This is a genomic window from Marinobacter flavimaris (genome assembly GCF_002933295.1).
Classification (GTDB): Bacteria; Pseudomonadota; Gammaproteobacteria; order Pseudomonadales; family Oleiphilaceae; genus Marinobacter; species Marinobacter flavimaris.
This window is the reverse complement of sequence record NZ_PSSW01000013.1, coordinates 55627-81947: the sequence shown is the minus strand read 5'-3', so window position 1 is coordinate 81947 and position 26321 is coordinate 55627. Positions and strand designations below refer to the sequence as shown.

The following is a 26321-nucleotide window of genomic DNA, read 5'->3' as shown; positions in this document are numbered from 1 at the left end:
ACTACTCAACAACAGGAGGAATCTGACGACCCGGACACTCAAAAAGCGGTCACTGAAAACTGATGAAAACCGGACAATCTAAACTGATAAAAATCGGTCAAAACTCACTGTTGTTGACACCTGAGTTACCGACGAACAATAGACACCTTCTATAGTCAGGTGGACTTACCCCGATACAGATGACACACCTCAGCCCCCAAACGGATACCATCCCATTGGCATTGACCGCCTTACCCGGATGTCCGCTTTGCGACCAAGGCTACTCACGGACCTCAGCTAAACAAAAGCGAACGGTTCCGCAACGAAGATTCACCGGAAGACTTGACTGGATGTGATAGCTTGGTGAAATTCCAACGGGCAAAGAACTCTAATCAGCGGCGCAACTAAAACCGAGATGCTTACAGTATGGCAAGACAAGAACTTGGAACTCAACGGAGTCCCTTTTTTACTTTTTGATGACCCTGACTATTCTGTTTTTCAAACCCAGTAAAAACTTACACCTAAGGATGCGTATGAAGAATTTGGTCCAGCTCTTCGTATTTGCGTTTTTCTTCGTGATTCACGCTCACACTATGGCACAGGAAGTATATGAGCCTTCAGGCCGATTCAACATTGCCGGAAATGGGCAGTACGTTGATGACTGGAATACAGGGATTCGATGGAAACGCTGTGTTGAAGGCATGACATGGGACTCCGGCAGAAGAACCTGCGTGGGACAACCGCGAGAGTTTAACTACGACGAAGTGAACAGACTTCTCAACTCAAATCCAAGTTGGGGCATTGCTGATCCTGCCGAGTATCGAAGTCTTGTTGAGTGTGGAAGCACACAACCATCTTACCTTCTTTATCCTGAAGAACTGAGAGGTTACGCCTACACCTTCTACAAATGCGAATCGACCTCGAAGAAACCAACGATCAACCAAGATTTTTTCCCGAACACCCCATCGGATCGCGAATGGGCCATGCCCAAAATGACAACGAAACCCTTCGCGCAACCGCATTGGTCGGTGGATTTCGGGATTGGTCGTTTGAGCCTTACGGCTCCCATCGCAAAACATCACGTTCGATTGATGAATTACACCGCTAAGGACATTAGTCAGCAGTACTTCAATCGCCTGAAAGAAGATCAGTTGTTTGAAATGGCAACAGATCGGGAGGGCATGGAAACGTACCTGTCGGTTATGCCCAATGGTAAGCGTGCGTCTGAGGTGGAGCAAAAACTTGAAACCTACATGTATGACCAAGCCAATGACCTGGAAGGCATGAAAAATTACCTGGAAAGATTCCCAGAGGGGCGTCATTCACAGGAGATTTCCAGCAAAATTGAATCTTTGCTTGCCTCAGGTGCAACAAATGTTCAAGGCATGGAGAAATATCTATCAGAGCTTCCAGAAGGTGATAGGGCTGCTGAGGTCGAAAAGCAACTCGAACAGGTGATGTTCTCTTCAGCAACCAACATGAGTGGCATCAAAAGCTATTTGTCACGTTTTCCCAACAGTGAGCGTGCAACGATTGTCAGAGACCGTTTGGTGGCGATTAAGGTTGCCGAGTCCAAGGATGAACTGATTGAACGAGGATTTGAGGCCGTCGGAGATGGCAGCGCTGTCTATCATCTCTCAACAGGTCTGACCTGGGCCCGCTGCGCTTCTGGTCAAGAATGGAATGCAGTACAGCAAACCTGCCAGGGAACTCCAACGTTTATTGCTGCAAAGCAGTCCCCTAATGCTCTGAATTTGGAAGGGGAGTGGCGTCTACCCTTCGATGGTGAACTTCGATCAATCCGGGAGAAGGGAGACAAAATCCTCCTGGATTCTGTCGTGTTTCCAAACTCAGATAAAATCCCTCAAAAAGACATTCAATACAAATACTTCTATTACTCAAATAAAGGCCAAGTAGTCTCCTTTTCCGATTACAGAGCGGATCAAGACCAACTTACTCAAAATCGTGTTTCTGGTGGTTACATCCGTCCTGTTAGGGGTCAGTTCGCAGATGCTGAGCTGCTTTGTCTGTCAGTGTATATCTTCAAAGCTGAAGAGGACTTCTACCAGAAGTCACCGAGCCTTGGTGGTCGTCAATATCATCAGTTGGTTGGCACCAATTCGCTCACACCCACAAGGGATTTCTATCAGAGCCTGGTCAATGATGCCTACGTAGATGGAAGAAAACCACAGCCTGGACAAGACGTGCCAAGGGGAAGCTTTGAAAGCTATTGGCGTGAACAAGCTGACAAGAATGACAGCATGTCAGCGACCGAACTCATGAACGAATGCAAACGATCTTATGGGGTGGAGGCTAACAATGGGTAAGTTTAAGTTCCGCTTCACTGCGATCCTAATCCTGTTCCTAAGTGGATGCATGGCGACCACCGGTGGTTCAAAAAGTCAGGGAGGCAGCAAACATTACGCAGTCCCTACAGAAATTGATGTGCTGGCACATATGGTGAAATACCATGGACCATCATCAACGGCTCCCCTGAGTACAATCTTTGCCAATCACCTTCACCCTCTATCCGGCGAGGAATTTGAGAGGAACCCTTTGCTCGTTGCAAAAAAACGATCTGCCGCAATGAAGGTATTTATTGAGGAGGCAAAGCAAAGGATTGAAGATCTTGATATCCCTTCTCGCTACCGAATGGAGTACGGCATGCTGGACTTTTATCCACCTGAATTCATGGATGCAGGATCAGGAGCCTATTACATGGTCTGGCAACCAAAAGGCGAATTCGTTCTGGATCAAACATCGACCAATCTACCAATTAAGTTTCGCATCATGTTTGATCGGTCAGGCCCATCTGAAGGTCTTCAAAAATACGTTTCTGGCCAATTCAAAAAACAGGTTGAGAAGGCCTACGCCACTAGCGACGAATCATTACTTCGCAAACTTGCTGGCGAAGATCAAAAAAAGAAGTACATGACGTTTGCCATCGGTGGTTGTTTGAACAAAATCGTTGGCGAAACTGTTCGGTGTATTGCCAGCGACACTGAAACGAACTGATCCTAAACTTTCTGGACAAATCAGCACCCGCCTGCGGCTTGATTGTTTCCGCAGGCGCTCTGTATGCGTCCGGGCATAACACCTTCGGACTTACCCCAGTACGAATGGCGCACCCGAGCCTCAAACGGGGAATTTGCGACTCGGATCTTAACGTTCGCTTTGCGACCATCCCGCATCCCGGACAGCACCTAAACAAATGCGAACATTAATAATCGCTTTTTAAAGACTTCCGCTTGCATTGGTCTCAAGCCATTCTCGAACATACTCCACAGGTGAAAACGCCGACAGTGTGTTAGTTGTAATTGACCGAAAGACACCCAGCTTCGGTTCCAGAAAAAGGGTTTGACCGGAAAAGTATCAGAACCGGGACCGTTTGATTTTTACAATTCCTAACAATTTTTTGTCCAATATACTAGGTTTCTAATTGATTGTTTTAGAACGTTTTATTAGCATTACTCTAAAGCTGGAAACCGAATTTGAAATTTTACGCAGAAATTAGCTCAGTAACGCAGTACCTCTTTAGTTGCACCTCATCGCATAATTTGGAGTCGACGGACCAAACTGTTGGCTTTCGCACTTCTGTCGAATCTCCCTCTGATCCAATGGTTCGGAGGGTTAGCCAATGACTTTGCGCCCCCTTGCTCATCTCAATCAAACGTCAAGGCAGTTCGGGAAGATCTGGCATAACGTCGATATCTTTCGTCAAGCAAAAGGCACCGATCTCCCGAATTGGCCTTCTTGGTGTTTCCTACCAATGGCGGCCTGGGTTGCAATAGCCTCAGAAGGCGCAGAATTTGGTAGCGTTGAAATGCTTCAGGCAGCCTCCGATGCTTCAAGGCTCGCAGCGATTGGAACGTGGCGTTATACCCAGGGTATATATCGCTTTGATGAATACCTAGCGGAAGCTCTTACAGAAACACGTCTGGACGGCAAGATTCCGACAGATCTCTTACTGCGACTACCTGAATGGTGTGTTTACGTGGAGACTCCCCGGCAAGAATGGTGCGGGGCTACCCTCTACGGATTCTGGGCCCATGTCGAGCACGATATTAACGATGCTCGCCCCGAACTTCGATTTCTTCTGGATACTGAAAAAGGGCTGATACCCCAGATACTCCACATCGGGCCTTGGACGATCGATGAAGCCATTTCACGTTGGGCCCGCGAGGCGGAAAAAGAGGCCATGCAGATGGGGTTGATGTTCAGTAGCGGTAGGGCGGAGTTCATTCGTACCTGCACTTTAGCAATCCAACCTCTTTTATCGATGGTCTTATATCTTTGCAGTGAGGAGCCCGAACTAAAAGACAGAAATTTTCCCGATCACGGAGTGTGTTTGCCTAAGGCCAAGCGCACCAAAAGAGGATGGCGACTCTTTCCGCCTGCAAAACCGCGGATTTGGTCCGTTGGTCAGCACACGGGCGATATTCTTCGCAGGGGGTGCAACAAGCAAGCTGTGGAACGCAATTTTCGGCCGCATCTTCGACGAGCGCATTGGCATGGCTATTGGTCGGGACCCCGTGATGGCGAACGAAAATTTTCGTTTAAGTGGCTTCCGCCTGTGGTTGTTGGATGGAAGGTTTATGAAGAAGAAACCTCTACTCCCTGATGGTCAGCTGAAGTTGATTGAGTCGTGGTGATCGGATGCATGAGGAGGTTTGCCGTCTCAATGAAAGAGTACGAGGTTCTTTTTGTTAAATGCCGCTGTCAACCTAAAAAGGTTGACAAAAAAGCAATTAAATCAAAAAGTTATTGACTTTATAGTTTGACTCGCTATAATAGTCGATAAGGTTGAGGTAGCCGTGATGTTTCAACCTTTGTTCACCGCCCTATGGGCGGCTTTGAAAGACCGAGTCTGATCTTGAAGCCACTTTTGCTTTGATTTCGACTTGTATCGTTAACCGCCCCTTGGGCGGCTTAGAAAACGCATCTAGGACGTTGCGAGCAGGATGCTCCAATTTCAACAGATGTTATTTACCGCCCTGTGGGCGGCTTTGAAAGACCAGGTCCGATTTTGAAGGCACTTTTCTTTGATTTCGACTTGTACCGTAAACCGCCCTTTGGGCGGCTTAGAGAATGCATCGAGGATGTTGCGAGTAGGATGCTCCGATTTCGACAGATGTTATTTACCGCCCTGTGGGCGGCTTTGAAAGACCAAGTCCGATCGTGATGGCAGTTTTGCTTCAGTTTCGACTTGTATTGTGGACCGCCCCTTGGGCGGCTTCGCTCAAGGATGAGCACATTTCCCATCGGTAACCCTGAGCTATGGAGAGATAAAAGATTTCGTGAAGATAGCGCCTCAAAGCCTTCTCTGATATTCCCTGTCTCTGTACGTGATTGCTCGCAACCCCAATCGCTGAGTGGGGATTTGCACCGCGCAGCTATGCTTCACGGTGCTCCAAGATAAGTCAGCGCAGAAGTCTATGAGACATGCTCGATCAACTTCTTCACGTCATCTGCACTGAGCCCCTTTTCGAGCATTGCTTTCTTAAGCTCCTCTTCCGGTCTCGGCCCGTCCTCATAGCGTCCGGTATCCAGGTTAAACCATTGCCCATTGGCTAACTGAATTTCAGAGATCCGGCGATCGTTTGGCTTAATTTCGCGGGCTCGATTCGCGATGGCTTCCTTGAAGGCCGTTTTGCCGTTATCTTCTCCATGATTGATGAAAATAACCGTCTCTCTCATTGATGCGGTGTAGCCCTCGAGATTGAAGATGTGATCAAGCAGTTTTGTTTGATCCCCATGTGCCGAGTAGTAGTGAGACATCTCAACGACGTCGGCTCCGGTATGGTCACTCATAGGATCCAGTGCTTTAGAAATAAATCTTTTGCCGGCTGATCCTGCCGACATGAAACCTGTGGTGATCAGAGTGTTTTTGGAATCCTTCCCAAGTTCCTCCAAGTGATGTTTGGCTGGACCATGGTCACACATTCCTGCACTTGCAATGATGACATCGGCCCAGTCGCTTGCCCTATCACCGTCTTGTGAACCCCCGGAAACCGGCTCTACCTCGAGGCCGGGCAGGGCGACCTTACGGCCAGCTCCCAGTTCCGTAAAAACTTTGGCGAGTTGATCGCCATTCATGCCGATCCGTTCAGGAAGCTCATTATTCAAGTACTGGTATTTTCCGGATGAAATACGGGCACTTAAATATTTCCCGAAGACTTTGCAGAGCTTTGTAGCCAGAGCACTGTGGAGCGCCACTCTAAGTGGGCGGCGCTCGTGAAACATAGGTTCAATTTCGGAAGCCTCTTCCTCAGCCAGCCAGATGAAGTCCGTGATAATTTCCTGAGCCCGGTGAAACGAAAAGCTCGGAATAAAAATTTTCCCACCTTTGCCGAAAACTGTTCGTTCTACAGCATCCGACAGAGCAGCCAATCTATTCTGAGCAACTTTGTGCTCTGGATTCCGCACGGTTGCGCCATATGTTGACTCGACAACCAAGTAATCGGCGTTCGGGAAGGGTTCGAAGCCATCCTTCATCAGGGGAAGGTAGCAATTAGTTTTATCCTGACACCCAATGTCCCCGCTGAAACATATGCTTTTCAAGAGGGGTTTGCCGCTCCCATCTGTTTCGCTTGTCTGCCATGCGACCGAAACCATCGCGGCACCAAGTACGTGACTGCTGCGCATAAAATTGACACTGAGCCCATCGGCCAGTCGCAGCATCTTTCTCCACGAAAAGTCGTCCTGGTCTATCGCATGCCACTTAATTTGATCAACGTGGTGTTGTTTGTAGTCGTTGTTCTGCTGCCGGGCTGAATCTGCGAGAAGGAGCTTTGCCACATCTCGCGTCGCTGAAGTGCAATACACGTGACCACGGAAACCCTCTTTGACCAAGCGAGGCAGCAGGCCACAGTGATCAATGTGGGCATGCGTCAGCAAGACGTACTTAATCTCGGCGGGGCGGAAAGGAAATCGTTCATGATTTTTGAATTGGGTGTCGTGGGTGCCTTGATGCATTCCGCAGTCCACCAATAACTGGGTGTTTGACGCTTCATGCTTGAGCCAGGAACAGGAGCCAGTTACACCATCAATTGCACCGACAAATTTGACCTTCATAATTTTTTCCTCAATACGATTGGGTTGATCAAAGCGGGCTTTAAGCCCTGTGATCAGAATCAGTCAGTGCAGTGCACTACCAACCCCTAAGAGGAAAAATTTTCATTTTTTTCGGAAAAAGTTTAGTAACTCACTGAATTCGTGGGCTTCATTCAGTTTACGATCTATTTCAGTTTTGATGGCGAGCAGCTCAGGGGTGCCAGAGCTTATCTGAGAAGACAGTTTCTGCGCGGCTTCCCAGTCCCCGTTCATGTAGGCAAGAAGAAACGAGTCCGCAGGTTCCAAAGACGCGGCCTGAGCGAGGAGGGCGTGGAGGAGAGTGGTGTTCTCCCCAAGTGCCACTTGGGGCAGCACTTGAAAGGGGTTCGGCATCCATTCTTGACGTAAGTCGCGTGCGATATCTGCAAGAAATGAGGCCATCTTGTCTGACGAGCCTGACTGAAGTGCCTCGCCCAATACTGATCCGCGATCAGTCAGCAAGCGTCCTACGACCGCAGCACAATCAGTACGGTACCGCTCATCCTCAAAGATCCTTTTCACGTCTTTCGGGTTAGGAAACACCGCATTCAAGATCAAGGCATTGTGAAGAGCATAACCCTGGTCAGCTTTTAGGTAGACTGCCTTTCGATCGACCTTTGGTTCCTTGCGAACCGCAATGAGTTTGTTGCGGACAAAAGACATGGCCTTGTTCTTTAACAAAGGGCTTTCTTTCGCCACGTCTACGCCAAAGAGCCTGCGGATGGCTTCCGGGATTGAAAGCCCCTCAGTATCCACACGCGTGCTCTTCAAGAATATCCATCGTGGTTGTCGTCGCAGATTCTTGCTGATTCAGATTCAGCGACGCTATTCGCTTGGCATTTTCAAACCAACCCGCATTACCTAAGCAATATTCGCTGTAAGCGTCCGAGAATTGCTCCAGGACACCAATGCAGTAGCCGGCACGAAGAGCCTCGGAAAGAGATGTTCTGTAAGCGGCCAGGTAGCCTGTTTTTTCATGCGATGAAAAAACGTCAACCGCTTCCTGGCATGATTGGATCAATAGGCTGGCATCTCGGTACTGGAACGGTCCTTCTTTGGCGAAAAGGACTTGGGGAGCGGTTAATATTGATAGGCCCAGAATCGCGTATCTTAATGTCACATTGCGTCCTTACAAGTTATTCTCAGCTGAGGGATTAAGAGTTGGTGGCTCTGGCTCTGAACTGTTGCCTGAGTTCTTGGCTTCTTGTCGCCCGGGCATCGGGTTTCCTTCCGGATCCGTTTGATAGGACAGTGGAGGCAAGGGCGTAGCACCGTAAATCGCGACAATGAAGATACTGAAAACCCCATACAGCATCAGATCGTCCGCTCCACCGGCGAGCTGTTCATTAGCCAAATCAGGTTCCACAAACAAAATAGAAGCCATGATCCCCAGTGCAGAAAGCAGGAGCAACGTAACAAAAGTGAGGATAAAGGCGAGCCTTTTCAGAAGAGGCCACAGTGGTGTTTGACTCTCTCTTCCGCGACGGAAATAACGCCAAGTGGCCAAGGCAAGCAGCGCCAGAGCGATCAAATCAGCCAACGCAATATCATCCTGCCCGTCACTATATTCGAAAGGCGCTGAGACCAGCAGCACATAGCTTGATACGGCGATTGCGGCAGTGGCGATGAAGAATATGCCGAGAGACAGGAAACCTGTTACATGGCCAAAAGCGAGGCTTAATTTATTGAATAGTTGCAGCATCAGTAGATTTCAAAAGTTGTTTAAAAGTCGTTTGCCCAGCCACGGTAGCTAGCAAACTAAAAAAGCGTACTTGTAAGGGTACTGGAAGAAACCTTCCCAAGTCACTAACAAACATAGAAGTATTGATTAAAGCCTTCACTCGGAGGAGGGGGTTATGTAGACGGAAAGGGCTTGCTCGCCATTAAACTTCGTTCCTATGGCCCAAACCTTGGATTTCGTAGAAAGAGCTTCCTACATTCAGCCATTCAGTTAACCTCTGCATACTTGCGTTTTGTGTTTCATTCGATCTTGATCGAATAGAGCATTCCCAGACAACGCAGACCCTCCACCCCATACTTATGATTTTCTGATAGTTTTTTTGGTCTCTATGCATGTTTTCTAAGATTTTCGTTTTCCAAAACTCCTCGCGTGTTTTTGGCCATTTAAACAAAGGGCATTCGTGGCCATGCCAAAAGCAACCATTAACGTATATAGCGGCCCGATACTTCGGAAGAACTATATCCGGATTCCCCGGTAAGTCCTTCCTGTGCAACCTGAACCGATATCCTTCCGCATGCAGAGCCGAACGCACCATCTTTTCCGGCTTTGTGTTTTTTCCTTTGATTTTGGACATCATCCTAGAGCGAACAGCTGTGTCGACAATGTCAGTCATGAATCACACCCTGGTTTTGTTGAGTGGTGGTGGTATCCTAGGCGCTTTACGCACACAAAATGGGTCGAAATGAGTTCTAACATATTGATAGTTGACCTTTTTGCTGGGCCCGGAGGGCTCGGCGAGGGATTCTCGTCCTTTTCTGATTCCGGTCGTCGACCCTTTAAGCTTGCTGCTTCTGTGGAGCGTGACGCCAGTGCACATAAGACGTTAACGCTCCGGGCCTTTTTTCGCCAGTTCGACCGCGCTCCTGACGAATACTACGACTACGTAAGGTCTGGAGAACCGGAGCTTAGGCAGGAACTGTTCAGGCAATTTAAGGCTGAAAGTGAGGCGGCAGAAGCTGAGACTTTGGGTGGTCCCAGAACGCTGGGTGACGAAAAACATCACAAAGAAATCGTTCGCAGAGTAAAAAGGGCCACTCGTTACCATGATGGGCCGAGAGTCGTTATTGGAGGGCCTCCCTGTCAGGCATACAGTGTGGTAGGCAGAGCCCGCAACAAGGGTATAGATGGCTACACCCCTGAGACTGATGGAAGACATTTTCTGTACAAGGAATACTTGGAGATCCTGGATGAGGTTCAGCCGGAAGTTTTTGTTATGGAAAACGTTCGCGGCATCCTCAGTGCAAAAATCCACGGAAAGCTGATCTTCGATGCCATACTCAAGGATTTGAAAAATCCCGGGAAAGTCGTTGGCGACTTACAAGGTTCTGAGTATGAGATCTTTTCTCTTGTCGCGCCCCTTCCTGAGGCAGACGCTCTTGGTGACCGTTCGTACTCCTCAAGCGCTGACTACCTCATAAGGGCCGAGGAATATGGGGTGCCTCAAACCAGGCATCGAGTAATTCTTCTGGGTGTTCGCAGAGATGTTCTGAAGAGGCAGTCGCCGTCTGTAGTGCTGCCGGAGGTTGGGCCAGGTCTCACAACTCAAGATGCCATTGGAGACCTTCCGCAGCTGCGTAGCGGCCTTACGAAAGTGGCCAATACGTTCGACGCCTGGCGTGAGAACCTGCGACAGGCAGCTGACGCAGTTCGCCGTGAACTGCTGGCAAAAGGGTATGACTTACCCGAGGGGTTTCCTTTGAATGGAACTGAGTCCTCGGAGCTTTCTCAAGGCGGAAATTTCGTAAGCTCTACAAGTAAAGATGCAGGGCTTATCGAAAGCAATCCGCTGGAAAATTGGTTTTCAGATCCGCGCCTGCACGGATGTCTTAACCACAATGCGCGTAGTCACATGCCGGCAGATATTTTTCGTTATCTGTTTGCCAGCTCATTCGCGATGCTGAATTCAGGTGCTTCACCAACAGCAAAGGATTTTCCGGAATCGCTCGTTCCGGCCCACAGGAACTGGAAGTCGGGGCATTTTGTAGACCGGTTCAAGGTCCAGGCTCGAACGCGCACCCCCAGCACCGTAACCAGTCATATAGCAAAGGACGGTCACTACTTCATTCATTATGACCCTTCGCAGTGTCGAAGCCTCACAGTACGGGAAGCTGCAAGAATCCAGACATTTCCAGACAATTATTACTTTGAGGGGAACCGGACTGAGCAATATGTTCAAGTCGGTAACGCTGTGCCGCCCTTGCTGGCTAGAAAAATTGCGGGTGTTGTCTATGATTTGCTGAGGTCCTGACAGTTAGGTAGGGTGATAAGCAAATCGGGCGTTTCTTCAGTGCGAACAAAAGTGTTTTTAAGCGCCTAACTTGGAAGGCGGATATATGGATCGTATACCCTTAGCCCCGGAGGCTGGGCCTTTTCTGGATAGTTTGCGAAGCATTGGGTATTCGCTGGATTCAGCAGTTGCAGATGTAATCGACAACTCGATTTCCGCTGGAGCCTCACAGATAGACATCTTCGCTGATTGGGGCAACGGTTCTCCGAGGCTAGCGATCAAGGATGATGGGAAAGGGATGTCGCCTGGGGAGCTGGCAGATGCCATGCGGTTAGGTGGCCTGAGTTCGAAGGCCACTCGATCCAAAACAGACTTGGGTCGATTTGGGCTCGGACTTAAAACGGCGTCTTTTTCTCAATGCAAAAACCTGTCAGTCATATCGCGTAATCATCCTGCGACTGAGTGGTATGGCCTAAGATGGAATCTGTCGCTGGTCGAGAAGGAAAACATCTGGGCGGTGGAGGTTTTACCAGAGGACCATTGCAAACAGATTCTGGAAGAAATTGACTACCTGTTTGAGGCTGGTACTGCTGTAGTTTGGGATGATTTGGATCGGGTCATGGATTCGACATCCGTCAATGCTCAGACGTTTTTCGAGAGGCGCATAGTAGAGGTTAAAGAGCATCTTGGTTTGACGTTTCATCGTTTTGTATCTGGCGACGAAGTGAAGCGTGTAAAGATGTCCGTAAATGATAATGCCGTTTCTCCGATGGATCCCTTCGGTGTCCGCCCACCCCAAGAGGCCCCTGCTTCTACGCTTCTTTCCGACGAACAACTTCGAGTAAGTAACCACCGAATCAGGGTGAGAAGCTACCTCCTACCTCACCCCTCAAAGCTAAGTCATAACCACTTGAACTCGATATCGAAGAATGGCGATTACCACTCGGGTCAAGGCCTGTACGTCTATCGTGCGGGACGGCTGATCCTCCACGGTGGATGGCAAAGGCTGATCAAGACATCAGAAGCAAACAAGCTGGCTCGGGTACAAGTTGATTTTGACAATGACTCTGACGAACTTTGGAGTCTCGACGTTAAGAAATCCCGAGTGGAGCTGCCCGCGACGCTTCGGGACCAGCTAAAACGCGTCGTTCGAAACGTGTGCCAGAAATCGAACTCGACGTTCACCAAGAGGGCCAGGATGCCTTCACTGGATCTTCACCCGATATGGGAGAGGGTCTACGACCGGGATAGGAGCCAGATTCGCTATCGAATTGACCGGAATCATTCATTAGTAAAGGGTTTGCTGGGAAAGTCAGCACGAACGCCGGGTGAAGCAGCTTTGCTGTCTCTGATAGAGGAGTCCTTGCCAGTCGAACTGATAAAAAACGACCTCTCCTCTGACGATATTAAAGTTGGCCATTCTGATGATGAGGCCGAGTTGCAGGAGATGGTCGCGAGTCTACTGAATGCCGGTATTGATGAGGAGATCATTGCAAACTCGATCGCGAGCGATAGTAATTTTGGCTTCTCTTATGAGGCGATCAAAAAATTAATTGGACGAGTCGAGAGCGGGGAACATGAGTAAGACTGCAAAAAAAATAGAGATGGTTGCCACTCAGATAGAAAAGGACTCCCATGACATCCCCGGCGATGTAACCAAGGATTGGCTGGACGAACAACTGTCCGACTTTGCTGAAGACCTTAACCTTGATGAACAGACTGTTGAAGAGATCGAAGCCGAGGTGCGAAGGAGGATCGCAATCACTGTTGGCGAAGCCTCAATTCTCATTGACCCGGAAGACCAGAAAGAGTGGCTTACTGAGGACAGAATTGCAGACACAGAATGGAAATTCTGGAGTCGATATGCGGACTATTTCAATACGAAGGGTATACCCGGCAATGTTCTCAGGCGAACGCATTCAGATACCAATCGCATCCTGGGGCTAATAGGCGACCCCCTCTCCGAGAAGCCCTTTCGTCGTCGCGGTATGGTAATTGGCGACGTTCAAGCTGGAAAAACCAACAACTACACTGCCCTTATAAATAAAGCGGCAGATGTCGGGTACAAGCTGATTATAGTCCTTACCGGTACCGTTGAGGATCTCAGGCAGCAAACCCAGGAGCGGCTCGACGAGGACTTTGTCGGGAGCATCTCACATGCGGGAAGTGGTGGTAAGGACGCTAAAACGAGAACCATTGGCGTAGGGCGCAAGGTTGGAGCCGAGTTGCCATTCTGTATTACCGATCAGAATGATGACATCAAAACGAATCCACGCTACAGAATATCGGGAATCAATGGCCCCATTCTCGCAGTTACCAAGAAGAACAAGTTCATGCTTGAGCGCTTGGTGCATTGGTTAAGATCAGACGTTAATAGCAACGAAAAAATGATCTCAGAACCAGTACTTTTGATTGATGATGAAGCCGATAATGCCTCGGTGAATACTGGTGAGGCCGATGAAGATCCAAAAACAATAAATCGACTTATCAGGGAAGTGATCCATTCCTGTAAAAAAATAAGTTACGTCGCTTACACGGCCACCCCGTTTGCCAATATTTTTATCCATCCCGATTCAGAGGGTGACACCTCTGATACTGATGATCTGTTCCCAAAAGACTTTCTTGTGGCTCTTGAGCCGCCAAATAATTACTGCGGCGCGAGATTCTTCTTCAGGAACGACGATCGATCAGAGAAGATTTGCGAAGTTATCAATGATGCCGATGAGCATTTACCCCTCGTGCACCGATCCGGAACCGCTGTTGAATCAATTCCTGGGTCACTCAAGGAGGCTATCAGGGTTTTTCTTCTCGCGAGTGCAGTGAAAGACATTCGTCGGAAGAAAGGTGTTATTAAAAAGACCCACGACTCGATGCTAATTAACATGTCCAGGCTGACATCTGTGCAGTCGGACATTTCGCCTCATGTTGATGCATACCTTGATGAGATATGGGGGGCAATTCAGCTCTACATACGCAAGCCGAGGCCTCAGGAGAGATCGTCGAATCTGGCTGCTCTATTCGATGATTGGAACAAGCATTATTCGGATCTAGATGGGCAAGAGTCTTGGCGTGAGGTATGTGACTCTCTTGGAGACATGAAAAAGCCGGTTGTTGTCACAGTGCATAGTAAGTCTGGCGACTCGCTCATTTATGAGGATGGTGGGCCGGAAAAACAGATAGCTGTGGGCGGTCTGAAGCTCAGCCGAGGTCTTACCTTGGAAGGCCTTGTCGTGAGTTACTTCTACCGTCGCTCGGTGATGTACGACAGTCTTATGCAAATGGGCCGCTGGTATGGCTACAGGGATCATTACCAGGATCTTTTGAAGCTCTGGATTACCAGCGAGTCGTTAGATTGGTATGCCCATATTTCGGAGGCCTCAGACAATCTCAGAGAGCAGGCAGCTGAGATGCAGAAGAAGCGGATGACGCCCAGGGAGTTCGGCCTTCGCGTCCAGGCTTCTCCCGATGCACTTATGGTTACCGCACCAAACAAGATGCGAACGGCGACGACGATGACAACAAGGATGCGGTTCGACGATCGATTACTTCAGACAGATTGCGTCTACTCTGATTCAGGGAGAATTGAGGATAATCTAAAGGAATTCGTTGAGTTTTTGGATTCCATCAAAGACCGAAGGATTCCGGAATCAGACTTGCCGGAAGTACATCGGCAACACGTAGGATTCGAGGATGTGCCCGCGTCTGCGGTAATAGACTGTTTGAATAAGCTGGCGAATCACCCGAGTTGCGGCTTCTGGTCAGAAAACGATCTTTTTATTAAGTTTTTAAAAGAGGGCGCGAGTGAGGAGTTTCCCTTCTGGGACGTATTTGTATACCAGCCCAAACAGGAGCGTGAAGGATATTGGGATGGGTCTACAGGCTGGAAATTCAGGAAAATTATGCGGTCTGTCGTCAAGGATGATCCGAAGAACCCCAAGAATCAGGATGAGCTGAGGCTGAGCCGGAAACGAAACAAGAATATTGTGGATCCGGGCGTAGAAGCATTCGGTCTAACAAAAACCGAGTACGAAGCAGCTCTCAATGAAAATGGAAAGCTCCCCGATGCTGCTGCCAGGCGAACTCCCAACAAGAAGCCGGTGTTGATCTTTCATGTCATTAACGCCTGCGAATTTGACGAGAGCGGGAAGAACAGAGTCAGAGAAACTACGGTACTTGGCTGGGCAATTTCAATTCCTCCTCTTTCGGCACCCCAGCCGGATGTTCTCTGGAGTGTAAACATTGATTGGTTCCAGAAATATGGAGCTGAGATTACCGTGGAAGCAGAGGTATGAGTGTTGCTGAAGTTCCCTGGAATCGACTTGAAAGACCTCAATCCGGAATGCTCAATACGCTCTCCGTTGGCGAGGAGGGCGTAAACCGCTGGTTTTGGATAAAAACCAAGAGCGGTGAATATGGTCTTGCCATGCGAGTTTCGAAAAAAGATGAGAACAGCATTGAAGGTGCAGACCTCAGTTCGACGAAAAGACTCAAGGGACTAAAGGTTGGGGATAAAGGGTCGGTCTACATCGGTGTAGTCATTGGAGAGTCTGAGCTGTCAACCGTATTTCACCGGCTTTGTCTCGATCTGATTGATAGCTGTTCAAAGCTACGGGAACCTAATGAAACCCACGCAATCCTCCGACGGAGAGTAAGATCCTGGCAAAGACTTTTTGAGTCCGGAGTAAATCGGCTTTCTTTGCAGCAGTGTCTTGGCCTGGTGTCGGAGCTGTCCTTCCTCCGCGACCACTGGTTGTTGAGGCAGAATGGAAATGGAATTCATGGCTGGCTGGGACCTTTGGGTAGATCACAGGACTTTCTTAGCGAAAATGAGTCTCTGGCCGTTGAGGTCAAGGCCTACAGCCCTGATGACCGAACGATAAAGATTTCCTCGATACAGCAATTGGAGTCCACACAGGACCTTTACCTAGCTTGTTATCCATGCACTCTGAGCACTGAAATGAAAGGGACTAGTCTCCCCGAAATTATTGATACCGTGCGTGACAAGCTTTCTGAAAAACAGGAGCCGTTCCTCGATGAGCTGCTCTTGGCTTATGGGTATGTGGAAGAGCCGTACTATCAATCGATGAGTTTTGTTGTGGGGGAGCCGACTTTTTACCGTGTCCATTCCAAGTTCCCGAGAATCACCCCCTCGACTGTGTCCGCAGCTATAACAAAAGCGCAATACGTAATTGATCTTGAGCAGATATCTGTTTTCCGGTGCGAGCCTGGTTCCTTCTGAGGTAGTTGTCCATGGACGAATTGACTGAGTACTACGTTTCACTTGTCGAGCATTTGCACGCATCAGCAGACGTTGAGGGGAGCGTAATTACCTATGAATATTTGTCCTATATTCTTGAGCTTCTTTCGGATGCTGGGGAATTTGAAGACTTTTCGATTATAGAAGATGGCATCGATGGTGCTGGTCGTTGGGCATTTGATGGCTACTCCTATGATGAGAACAATTTCTGTCTCTCCCTGTTTATTTCGATTCTGGATACAGCGGAAGAGCCAAGGCGTCTATTGAAAGCTGATATTGAGTCTGCCGTGAAGAAGCTTTCCAGGTTCGCGGTCCGCGCTATCAGCGGAAATCTGGTGGATTATTTTGAGCCAACCAGCAACTGCTACCTTGCAGCAAAATTCATCAGGGATGGTTGGCCAGAGATTGCACGAGTGAAGCTCGTGGTACTTTCAAACCGTCCCCTTGCAGAACGTGCGTCGGTCCCGAGCTTTGATGATCTCGATGGCCGCCCATGTACCGTCGATCTCTGGGATCTGAGAAGAATCTACAAGCTGGAGTCCTCCCGGAGAGAGCGTGAGGAGATGATTGTGGACTTCTCTGATGCGCCTCTACCCTGCATAGTATCTAATCGCCCAAAAGGTGGAGATGGGGGATTGTCAGTTCTTACAGTCTTTCCGGCCCAATTACTTGTAGATCTATATGGTAAGTGGGGTAGTCGGCTGCTCGAACAAAACGTGAGGAGCTTTCTCCAGCATCGGGGAAAGGTCAACAAAGGGATCAGGCACACCATTCTTCACGATCCCGGAAACTTCTTCGCATTTAATAATGGGCTTACCGCAACTGCCAAGGCCGCAGTTGTCAAAGATGGGGATAGTGGTCAGTTCATAGAAAAAGTTGAAGATCTCCAGATTGTAAACGGTGGGCAAACTACGGCCTCGATCTATAGTGCGGCCATTCGTGATAAAGCCGACATGGCCGGAATTTCTATCCAGGTTAAGTTGACCGTCCTGCCCGAGGAGGATCCGTCCTCCCTCGTGGCAAAGATCGCAAGGTTTGCGAATTCACAGAATAAAGTCTCGGAAGCAGACCTCTTTTCCAATCATCCATTCCATATTCGATTGGAAGAGATCTCAAGGCGGGTCTGGGTGCCTGTCAAGGCTGGGCAGTCGGCACAAACACACTGGTTCTATGAGCGAGCAAGGGGGCAATACCTCGACGCTCAGGCTTACCTCACTCCAGCCAAGAAAAAACAGTTCCAAAAGATCAATCCCCGCTCCCAGCTTCTGACAAAAACGGATGTAGCCAAGATCATGAATTCTTGGGAAGAGCTTCCCCATGAGGTCAGTAAAGGGGCTCAGAAGAACTTTGCTGTGTTTGCGGATCTTATAGATGGGCAATGGGAATCGGATGACACTAAGTTCAACGAGTTTTTTTTCAGGAAACTGGTTAGTAGGGCCAGCATATTCCGGGCGCTTGAGAGAGCGATCCTCAAGGAACCATGGTACGCAGGATACCGTGCAAATCTCGTGACCTACGCTATTGCTCGGCTGTCACACGAAATAGCGAAAAAGAAGCAAGAGTTGGACGTAGACGCAATCTGGAGGGGGCAGGTAATCCCGGAAATTCTCACCAGTAGACTTCTGGAGCTGGCCCGCTCAGTAAATGGATTACTGCTTGATGAGAACAGGCCAGTTGGTAACCCTAGTGAGTTGGCGAAACGAAAGGCTTTCTGGGAATCGGTCAAGCAGATCGAGTGCCGAACGGATGATCTCGGGGCTGTGCTGATTTCTCGAGAGGCGGCCCAAGACAGTGAAAAGGAGGCGAGGAAAACCCAGACGCTGGACAAGGGCATTCAGGCTCAGAGTGATGTTCTGGCGACTCCTGCACATGTTTGGTCGAGGCTGGAGGAGCTGTTGATGGAGGAGGGAGAGGCGACTCCTTCATTGATGGGGATTCTTCGGGTTGCGAAAAAACCAGGACAGATTCCTTCTGAAAAGCAGGCGAATGTGCTTTTCAGACTTAAAGAGAAGTATAAGGACTTCCTTCATTCCTGACTGCTCGAGCCCCGAGGGAAGGTCTGTATTGCCAATAGAAGAAAGTAGCTTGAGCTTTGGGTTAAAGCATTGGATCTTTGATCAAAGACCTTTTAGGTTCAAACTTCCAAGTTGAAGACTATCGGCGGGTTATTTGGTTCATATCGTGCGTTGCATGTGCTGGCATTGACCATTCGAGTGTTACCTCTTTTATACTCACCATACCCCTCGTGGATATGGCCAAAGACGTGGATCGTGGGGGACAGTTGAGCTACCCGATCAGACAGGTGAATACAGCCGACATTCTGGGCCTTGAACCCAAGGTGCACTTCGTCTCCAATGCCATGTGGCGGGCCGTGCGTGATTAGAACGTCAGTGTTGTCAGGAATTAGCTTCCATTTTTGGTACAGCGGATCGCCACGGTCCAGCATAAATGCCCAGTCCATGAATGTTGGCGTCCAGGGCGATCCCCAGAATCGAATACCGCAAATCTGCACCCCACTATCCTCGAGATATATGGCGTTAGTCAGCGCCGCTCTCGCCAACTCTGGAGTTTCTTGAAAAGCCCAATCGTGGTTGCCGGCAATGACGATCTTGTGTTCGTGGGGCAATGAGCCAAGCCATTGGTTGAATTCTTGAATATTCTCCAGTGTTCCTTGGCCAAGACAATCGCCAGCATGGATCAGCACGTCACCGTCCGGAATTTCTGGGATCTGACGGTGTAAACTGTGCGTGTCTGAAATACAGACCAGCTTCATAGTTGTCCTCTTATGTGCGCTTTTTTATCCAATCACCCAAATGGTGCATAAACAGGGCTGTTACGTTCATCGAGGCCAAGTGCAGGGCACTAAGGGCACAGAATCGCGGACCTGTCGTTTCGGCGGTAACTTTCAGTTTATACTGATTTTGTGTTTTGTAGTTGTCAGCGCGAGGATAGGTAAGACATGGTAGATCGGCAAAAAAGACCTCAGAGGGCGGTTGAGGCTGAGTTCAAACCCACGCCTGAGCGTCTGAGAGAAATCGGCAAAAAAGGTTTGGAAACGATGGAGAACCTGGCCCCTGAGGATATTGGCAAGATATCGGAATTGCCGCCGTCAGAAAAGCGCTCAAACTAACAGATGTCTGTTATGCGTTCGGGAAGAGCGGTGCAGGTGCTCATAGGAACATCACAGAACATTCGCAAACGCTTTACGTTTGCGGGCAAATCATTGGGGCCGCCAGGGCGAAAAAGACCATCTGTAAAGACTGTGCGCACCGAGGTGCCTCGATCGTTCACGAATCAACGTCTTCCGCTATCCGACATTATGCCCGTCTCATAATCACCAGAGGGACATGGCATTATATTCCCCAGCATCTGCTGTTAGTGTAAGTTCGTCCAACACCTTCATGGTCGCTCTCAATCTTCAAATGGCCCATAAAGAACTTTCCATGGCACCCATCGTCTGGATCCAGGCGCTCTCCAGGACTCGCTGAAATCTGAACTTTTCCAACTTCATGCACTGAAAGACCCAATTCAATTACTGCCGCATCCAAAACATCGGCCAAACTGCTGGCCATCGCGCTTAAGCCTGTATAGCGAAAGAGATTGTGGACCTCGAGAGTGAAGTCTCCTTCCCGGTGTTTCGTCACCATCAGCAGAAAACCACCCATCAGCAAGCCCCGGCTTTCATCAAGCAGGGGAGAGTGATGCGACTAGATTCGCTCGAAGTCTGTTTCAACCTCATCTCCCCGCTGATTAAGAAATTTACCATCTTTGTACTGGACTATCTCCCGCGAATCGTATTTGGCGCTGCCGGTTTGGCAGAACTCAAGCCAGTCTCCCTGCTTCAATTGTACTTTAAAAAGTTTTCGCTCGGTCCAAACACGAGCAGACTGCTGCTTCCTGTCAACCAGGTCAGCATCCAGAAAGCTTCTGCTTCGTACCATCTTATGTTTTTCGTTGTAGTCAAGTCGTGCTAGCCAACATTTCTTTGAACCCTTGAAAGCCCTCGCTCTCAGGACAAGTTCAAATTCGGCTTTCCCTTCTTCCGGGTTGCTTTCCAACTGCTCAGTTAGATCTGACTCAGCTTCGGGTTTGACGAGAGCTATTGAGTCATTGGACTTATTGGCTAGCAGCGCGGATGCTTGAGCAATCAGCTGAGAAAGCTCTTCGTTAGTCATTTCTTTCAAGTCTTTCATGGATTCCCCGAGATTTATTATATGATAAACTATTAAGGCGTATTTGTCAATTCATCTCCATATAGAATTAGTATTTCCTGGTTCCTACCAAGAAAACGGTGATGAACTAAGGATTAATTTGGAGCTTTGCGACACCGTGTCGCAGACAGGAGTAGCGAATAGCAGATCGCTGGCCAAAGTGATGCTGCCGGTTCTATTGGTATTTTTACCGGGATCCCGTATTTCCTCGCTCCCATCAAGAATACGGTGATGAACTCAGGATTAACTCGGAGCTTTGCGACACCGTGTCGCAAACATGAGTTGCTAATAACACATCACTGAACAAGGCGGTGCCGAGAGTTCTATTGACACTTTGATCAGTGATAGCCAGCGATAAGCTCGCTCCCCTTGGCTATCTTGCGCGACAGCGCTGCCATCCTGAAGCATCTTTAACTGCGTTTTGTTGTGGCTCCGCTGCCGCAGAAAAGTGTCCAATTGAAGGTTGAGATAGCTCTAAGATCATATATAAGGGCATAAAAACTCTATCTTTTCACATTGCAGTATTGCTGAAACCCTTTCAGGGCGCGGCTTTCGGAGGGTTACAAGGGGTCCGGTTTCGTGCAAAAAATGTTGCAAAACTTGTCAATATTTTTGCCCCTTTTTCTAACTAAAAATACTAAAAAGGCAATGTAAATCAGCTATTTAAATTTTTAGATAATCATAAAATAACTTGCACATCATATTAATTTCCAGTTAAATAAAAGTATGGCCGCTGACCCGGCTTAACCTGAACCGTGGAATTAATATGAACGTAACAATCACGCGCAACGCTGCCGCGCTAGAAATTACCAAAGACAGCGAAACCAAAATAATTGAGTCTTCCGACATTCGCACACAGGTCGCCCTACAAAGCGAAAATGTTGATGCGAGCATCACTATCCACTCCAACCCCGAAAACGCTTTTGACGACGTCGAGATCGCCCTGGAATACGGCGCGAACATCACATCAGGGCCGGACTATTTATGCGCGGATTACAAGGCTCACGAGCTTGCCTTCTTCAGGCTGAACAACGCCCGCAACCTGATTGAGTACGACGCTGCGGCGAAGCAAGTTGCTTGCTATTACCTCTCCAGAGTTCCTTTTCAAATTCCGAGCCAGTTGGAAGCTGAGAAAGACATGGCGAAGAAAATCCATGACCGCACCATAGACAACGGCTCAACACCGTTGCTGGGCGTTATTGATATGTTTCGCAACATGCTGAGGGCTGAGCGCCAGAGGGCCCACAACATGGTGAAGATTAACCCGAACAACCCGAACGTGAATTTCTTCACCGGCTCCAACGAAGAGATCAACGAAGTCATCAAGCAGGGCGGCCCAGTTCTCATCAATTCATGGCTGGGCTCTGGCAAGAGTAAAGAAAATCTTTTCACAACTTTTGAAAGTGCATGTCAACGCAACGCCTCGCCGCTGCTCATTGCACCACGCCGCTCGCAAATTGCACCAATGAAGAACGACCCGAGACACTATACCAACGCTGGCCGCTCAGGCTTTGATGCGGCAGGCGTTATCGGTGTTGTGAACTCCACGATTGGGCTCCCTGCTTTTGAGCAGCACAGAAACAACACAAGCATGGTCTTGGGCGACGAACTGGAGCTGTTGCTAAGTCATTGCGCATCCGACGCAATTGGCATATTCGGAAAGCTTTCAGAGCGTGGTGCAGCAACTGCTGGGTTTTATGAACTCGTCAAAAAGGCGGCCAAAGAGGGAACCGCGGTACTGGCAGATGGCTTGATGAGCGACTACACGGCCACCAAGATCGCCGAGACCCTCGGGATGAAAGTGACGGTCGCAACCAAGACCCAGGGCGAGTTTGCTCACAAAATCAATTTGCATCCAACAAAAGCCGCCATGATCGCAACGGCGCAGGCCAGTTTGAGAGCAGGCAAAAACGTCCTGGTCATCTCAGATGAGTCTCACAACAGCAAGAACGACAAGCTCGAGGGCACATTCAACACGCTTCAAAAAAGCGCGACAGGGGAGTCCATGCTGCTTGACGGGGCTGTGTTCGGGGACTCAGAAAAAGCTGAGTTTGTGAGCAACCTCGCCGAGAACCTATCGGGGTATCAGCTTGTTGTTGCGTCTCCGGTTGTTTCCTCTGGGGTAAGCATTGAGACAGACCATTTTGATGAGGTCTTCGTCCTTGCAGCTGGCACAGTGCTCCCGACCGAGGTCATTCAATCAACCAGTCGAGTTCGCAACCTGTCGGAAACCCACTTGGCATTTGCAACCAAAAACAGGAACCGCATTGATGACATTGGCTACGTTTTTTCAAACATGGCTGCAAGGGAGTTTGGAGATGGCGACGACTACAATCAGGAAAATCTGGACAAGCTTTGGGCCATGCCGGGCGTTCAGGACGTTGTTAAGCGGATCGCATACGAGAACAGAATGCGCCGCAATTACAACAACCAGACCCTGATGATGATGGAGGCTCTAGGCTTCACTATCAGCCACGTGTCCGCCGATAAAGTTGCCGAAGACAAGGCCAAGGAAGAGATCAAGGAAGGAAACGACGAAGCCGAGAATAAGCGCATTGAGCAAATCCTCAACGCTGATGACATCTCAATCCAAGACGCCCAAAACCGTCGCAAGTCAGAGCAAATGACTCGGGAGCATGAGTATCAGGTGGAGAAGTGCGAGCTGCGTGAGTTTTACAAAACCAACCAGATTGACGTGGAACTCGTGAAGGCAGACAAGGGCGGAAGACAGCGCAAGCAAATCACCAACCTCCGGCTCGGCGTAGAGTCAGCAGCCAGGAACATGTCGGCATTCGATGCTAACCGCAGAAAGGTGATCAAAAAGCTGATGAAGACGCTCGAAATAGACCTTTCTGAAATTATGCGCGGTGAGTCGGCAATTATCACCAGGGAGCAGGCCCAGAGATTTGCAGAATGGGTTGAAAACAAGCGCAGCGTTGTCACCGTTGGCGGTAAGTCCACGAAGGCCAACGAGGCATACAGCCAAGCGTTTGGCGGTCGCAGCTTCAACTCAAAACAGGCTCAGCGTTGCATCAATTCGGTATTGCACGAAGAGATGGGCCTCAGCGTCAAGGAACACAATAAAGACAGCCGGAAGGTTTCAGCAAGCGCGGATCGCTGCATTTATTTCAACCTGCACATGACTGGCATTGCGCGCCCGAACCATAAACTGACTGAGGAAGAGGAAGTTGCCCGCGACATGGCCTCCGGATACTTCGATCCAACAACGGATAAGGAAATCCTCAAATGGTTTGACCAGACTCGGGAGGTGGGTGCGGTCAGCGCGGGCAGCAAATGGGAAGTGGGCATTACATTCGATGAACTCATTGAGTCGCTCAAATCAACGGAAGCGCACCCCGAAATGTTCAATTTCGGCGAAATCTCTGGATATGTTCTGAGCGATGAAAAGATTGAAAGCTCGGAGATGAAATTCAAAACAGCAAGGTGCTGCGCATAACCAACAACCGCCCACGGACGGGCAAACCAACAACCAAATGACCCGGCACCCGTCGGGCATTGCCGATATCCAAGCAATCACCCACCGCGCCCGCAATTGTTTGGCTACAATATTATTTGGACACAAAAGAGAAACCCCTCCGGAGAGGGGCTTGAGCCTGAAATGGAATTACGCCACAAGAAAGGAACTATCACGACCAGGCTGACTAGACCCGCCGATGAAACCGAATGCACTTCTCGATTTCATGTTTACATTGTAGCCAAAAAAATGCTAGTAAAGCAAATTAATATCTGGTTTTGTATATCATTTTTCCCATCGTTCACCGGTGCGACTGATGCTATATAGTCTCCGGTTTTACTTGTTGATAAGGTAGTCCAATGAAAATTGAGAACAAAAAAAGGCGGCTTGGTGTCGGCATCAGAACTGGCAAGAGCATGGAGCCACATCGACCAGCAACCATAGAGAACATGGCGGAGGTGTTTGGCTCTGTTGAAGCAGCAAGGCAAATGAAAGCGCTGTTTGATGCGAATGCTGAAATGGTTTCGGGAGTGGGCGAGAGAATGCAGGAAAAATTGAAAGCCGGGCTCAGAGACCCAGACCCGGACGACAGCCTTCCCGATGATGAAGACACGCTGCGCCCAGGCTGGGACAATTAATTAACCGCGAGATATGAACAACATCTGATGGCCTATAGGCGCTTTATCATCTCAATCTGGGGATCATCAGACTCAATTCGATCCAGTTGACTCCCCATTTTGAACCAGCGCTCCAAAACCTGCTCGACGGTCCTGTCGGTCTTCATTGCCTCTGAATTTGCGAGCCGCATAAGGTAGTCGGGCAGTGGAGTTGCGGCTGGGGCTTTCGTCTTTTCTCCCACGTGCTCCAGGAAGTGGTTCGCAATCTTGTCGGCTTGCTGCCGGAGCGCTTCGACCTTTCGCTTTGTATAGCCTTCAAGGACGTTCTGCTGTTTGTATGTCGTATGGTTGATCAATGTCTTCAGTGCGACCTCATTGACCCCAATGTTCTGCCCAATGCTAACGAACGTTGCCCGGAAGTCGTGCGGCTTCTGAGTTGCAATCGCCGGGACCTGGGCTTTGATCATGTTCCACTGCGTTCGCATATTCGTGTCGACGTGGCCCTTCTTGCCGTTGCCCAGTGATTTGAATAGGTAGCCAGTGCATTCCCCGGTTTGCTCGATTTCACGCGCCCTCATTTCCTTAAGCATGTCCCACACGTAATGGCACACAGGCAAATAGAACACCTTTTCACTGGTTTTGGTCTTTTCGGTGTCTTCCTTCTCCATCCACGAAATAGTTCCCCGATCCAAGTCGATCTGCCGCCATTCAATCGTTGATACCTGCCCCCCACGTAATCCAGTAAACAAGAGCATTTTGAAGTAGTAGCTTCCGGTCACTGACAGGGTGGGTCGCTTCTTATCGTTTCTGTTGGGAACCCGATTTTTTAAATCGTTAATGGCCAGCCACGTGTCCGCCCATGCATCGTCAGGGAACGGCTCCGAAGTGCGCTCAGGCTGTCCGCCCTCCTCGTTCCATGCCTTGTGATATTTCATGGTTTCCGAGACGATGTTGCTTTTTGGCTTTTCGTAGTCGGGAGCCGGATTCTCCAGGGCGCTGCTGATGAGGGCTCTGGCGTATCCAATCGCCTGGTCGGCGGCCCTGATCCTTTTTTTCTTTCCGCCGTTATCAGTTATCTCTCTGTGCAGTCGTAGGATTTCGTCCCGCGTCAGTTTTGATATCTGCAAGTCATGCCATGGAACCAGGTAGCGCTCAAATATCTCACTGTATTCTGTGCGCGTTGAAGCTTTGACGGAGTGATATTTTTGATGGTCTTTGTGCAACCTTAGGAAAGTGGGGGAGAGGTCCACCTCTTCTGGTTTGGGGGCATCCGGTGAATAATAGACTTCCCGCCCCGCAAGGATATTCTGCTGCATTTCCTTGGCGCGCTCAGTCACTGCTGCAAGAGGCTGTTCGATGCTTGCCACAGTAAAACGCTTCGCGCTTTTCGTCTTTTTTGGACCAGTTCGCAGTCGCTCACGAATAAGAAAATCAGCGTCGCCTGTTTTTGTGATTTTGAGCATTAATCTTGCGCCGTTTTCACGTGCGTCTTTGATGTATTTGACTTCCTCCCCATCTGGCAGACAATATTTAACCTCGCCGCGCTCTCTCGCTTCGCGATACTCCCTGATCTGCTTCCTGATTTTGTTGATCTTGATTTGACTAAATGCGAGGGTTTCCACGCTTATCTCCCAAAGTTTATAGACACAGGAGAATAGCCCTATGACACAGAAAATGGGAAGCGCTGAGACAAAATGTTACAATGGTTATGACACTCATTTG

20 protein-coding genes are annotated in these 26321 nt (G+C 49.2%); 11 read left to right on the top strand and 9 right to left on the bottom strand.

Annotated features, from left to right (window positions below; all coding sequences use genetic code 11):
* Positions 1-512 precede the first annotated feature (512 nt).
* The 3 genes from MDHKLMBL_RS18835 to MDHKLMBL_RS18825 all read left to right on the top strand — a co-directional run bounded on the left by MDHKLMBL_RS18835 (position 513) and on the right by MDHKLMBL_RS18825 (position 4600).
* On the top strand, positions 513-2306 hold the full coding sequence (locus tag MDHKLMBL_RS18835) for an Lcl domain-containing protein (protein WP_158254293.1): 1794 nt from the start codon (positions 513-515) through the stop codon (positions 2304-2306).
* The gene (locus MDHKLMBL_RS18830) at positions 2299-2994 is read left to right on the top strand and encodes a hypothetical protein (protein WP_104272019.1); all 696 of its coding nucleotides are present in this window, start codon (positions 2299-2301) and stop codon (positions 2992-2994) included. Before MDHKLMBL_RS18835 ends, MDHKLMBL_RS18830 begins: the two co-directional genes overlap by 8 nt.
* 622 nt (positions 2995-3616) lie before the next feature.
* On the top strand, positions 3617-4600 hold the full coding sequence (locus tag MDHKLMBL_RS18825) for an AcrVA2 family anti-CRISPR protein (RefSeq protein WP_104272015.1): 984 nt from the start codon (positions 3617-3619) through the stop codon (positions 4598-4600).
* 812 nt (positions 4601-5412) lie between these two features.
* Here the strand turns inward: MDHKLMBL_RS18825 and MDHKLMBL_RS18820 are convergent.
* The 5 genes from MDHKLMBL_RS18820 to MDHKLMBL_RS18800 form a co-directional block, all read right to left on the bottom strand.
* Positions 5413-7053 carry an MBL fold metallo-hydrolase gene (locus tag MDHKLMBL_RS18820; protein WP_104272012.1) on the bottom strand — a complete coding sequence of 547 codons (1641 nt, stop codon included), beginning with the start codon at positions 7051-7053 and terminating at the stop codon, positions 5413-5415.
* Positions 7054-7155: 102 nt separating this feature from the next.
* Positions 7156-7827, bottom strand: a complete 672-nt coding sequence (locus MDHKLMBL_RS18815; protein ID WP_104272009.1) for a hypothetical protein — start codon at positions 7825-7827, stop codon at positions 7156-7158.
* Complete coding sequence (locus tag MDHKLMBL_RS18810; protein ID WP_104272007.1) at positions 7817-8191, bottom strand: hypothetical protein; 375 nt, start codon at positions 8189-8191, stop codon at positions 7817-7819. The genes MDHKLMBL_RS18815 and MDHKLMBL_RS18810 overlap by 11 nt, the downstream gene beginning before the upstream one ends.
* A 9-nt stretch (positions 8192-8200) precedes the next feature.
* The gene (locus tag MDHKLMBL_RS18805; protein ID WP_104272005.1) at positions 8201-8773 is read right to left on the bottom strand and encodes a hypothetical protein; all 573 of its coding nucleotides are present in this window, start codon (positions 8771-8773) and stop codon (positions 8201-8203) included.
* 181 nt (positions 8774-8954) lie between these two features.
* Positions 8955-9386: a very short patch repair endonuclease gene (locus MDHKLMBL_RS18800; protein WP_241956273.1), complete on the bottom strand. Its 432-nt coding sequence runs from the start codon at positions 9384-9386 to the stop codon at positions 8955-8957.
* On the opposite strand from MDHKLMBL_RS18800, the gene MDHKLMBL_RS18795 reads away from it, so the two are divergent.
* The 5 genes from MDHKLMBL_RS18795 to MDHKLMBL_RS18775 all read left to right on the top strand — a co-directional run bounded on the left by MDHKLMBL_RS18795 (position 9300) and on the right by MDHKLMBL_RS18775 (position 18332).
* On the top strand, positions 9300-11060 hold the full coding sequence (locus tag MDHKLMBL_RS18795) for a DNA cytosine methyltransferase (protein WP_241956270.1): 1761 nt from the start codon (positions 9300-9302) through the stop codon (positions 11058-11060). The genes MDHKLMBL_RS18800 and MDHKLMBL_RS18795 overlap by 87 nt on opposite strands.
* 85 nt (positions 11061-11145) lie before the next feature.
* On the top strand, positions 11146-12624 hold the full coding sequence (locus tag MDHKLMBL_RS18790) for an ATP-binding protein (RefSeq protein WP_104271998.1): 1479 nt from the start codon (positions 11146-11148) through the stop codon (positions 12622-12624).
* Positions 12617-15331, top strand: coding sequence for a Z1 domain-containing protein (locus MDHKLMBL_RS18785; protein WP_104271995.1), 2715 nt, complete (start codon positions 12617-12619; stop codon positions 15329-15331). The genes MDHKLMBL_RS18790 and MDHKLMBL_RS18785 overlap by 8 nt, the downstream gene beginning before the upstream one ends.
* Positions 15328-16278, top strand: coding sequence for a PD-(D/E)XK motif protein (locus MDHKLMBL_RS18780; protein WP_104271992.1), 951 nt, complete (start codon positions 15328-15330; stop codon positions 16276-16278). Before MDHKLMBL_RS18785 ends, MDHKLMBL_RS18780 begins: the two co-directional genes overlap by 4 nt.
* Before the next feature lie 11 nt (positions 16279-16289).
* On the top strand, positions 16290-18332 hold the full coding sequence (locus MDHKLMBL_RS18775) for an AIPR family protein (RefSeq protein WP_104271989.1): 2043 nt from the start codon (positions 16290-16292) through the stop codon (positions 18330-18332).
* 98 nt (positions 18333-18430) lie between these two features.
* On the opposite strand, the gene MDHKLMBL_RS18770 is transcribed toward MDHKLMBL_RS18775, so the two are convergent.
* Positions 18431-19069 (bottom strand): metallophosphatase domain-containing protein, encoded by a 639-nt coding sequence (locus MDHKLMBL_RS18770; protein WP_104271987.1) that lies wholly within the window; start codon positions 19067-19069, stop codon positions 18431-18433.
* A gap of 186 nt (positions 19070-19255) precedes the next feature.
* Here MDHKLMBL_RS18770 and MDHKLMBL_RS20925 point away from each other — a divergent pair, with 186 nt between their 5' ends.
* The gene (locus MDHKLMBL_RS20925) at positions 19256-19426 is read left to right on the top strand and encodes a hypothetical protein (protein ID WP_158254292.1); all 171 of its coding nucleotides are present in this window, start codon (positions 19256-19258) and stop codon (positions 19424-19426) included.
* A gap of 223 nt (positions 19427-19649) precedes the next feature.
* Here MDHKLMBL_RS20925 and MDHKLMBL_RS18765 read toward each other — a convergent pair whose 3' ends face one another.
* Both MDHKLMBL_RS18765 and MDHKLMBL_RS18760 read right to left on the bottom strand, forming a co-directional pair.
* Positions 19650-19961 carry a hypothetical protein gene (locus tag MDHKLMBL_RS18765; RefSeq protein ID WP_104271982.1) on the bottom strand — a complete coding sequence of 104 codons (312 nt, stop codon included), beginning with the start codon at positions 19959-19961 and terminating at the stop codon, positions 19650-19652.
* 42 nt (positions 19962-20003) lie between these two features.
* A complete protein-coding gene (locus tag MDHKLMBL_RS18760) occupies positions 20004-20489 on the bottom strand; it encodes a hypothetical protein (protein WP_104271980.1) in 486 nt (161 codons plus the stop codon).
* A 784-nt stretch (positions 20490-21273) separates the two neighbouring features.
* Here MDHKLMBL_RS18760 and MDHKLMBL_RS18755 point away from each other — a divergent pair.
* Positions 21274-23964, top strand: coding sequence for a hypothetical protein (locus tag MDHKLMBL_RS18755; protein ID WP_104271979.1), 2691 nt, complete (start codon positions 21274-21276; stop codon positions 23962-23964).
* Between the two features lie 377 nt (positions 23965-24341).
* Entirely contained in the window at positions 24342-24620 is a 279-nt protein-coding gene (locus MDHKLMBL_RS18750; RefSeq protein ID WP_104271977.1) for a hypothetical protein, read from the top strand.
* A gap of 32 nt (positions 24621-24652) precedes the next feature.
* Here the strand turns inward: MDHKLMBL_RS18750 and MDHKLMBL_RS18745 are convergent, their stop codons facing one another.
* Positions 24653-26221 carry a tyrosine-type recombinase/integrase gene (locus MDHKLMBL_RS18745; RefSeq protein WP_104271976.1) on the bottom strand — a complete coding sequence of 523 codons (1569 nt, stop codon included), beginning with the start codon at positions 26219-26221 and terminating at the stop codon, positions 24653-24655.
* Positions 26222-26321 lie beyond the last annotated feature (100 nt).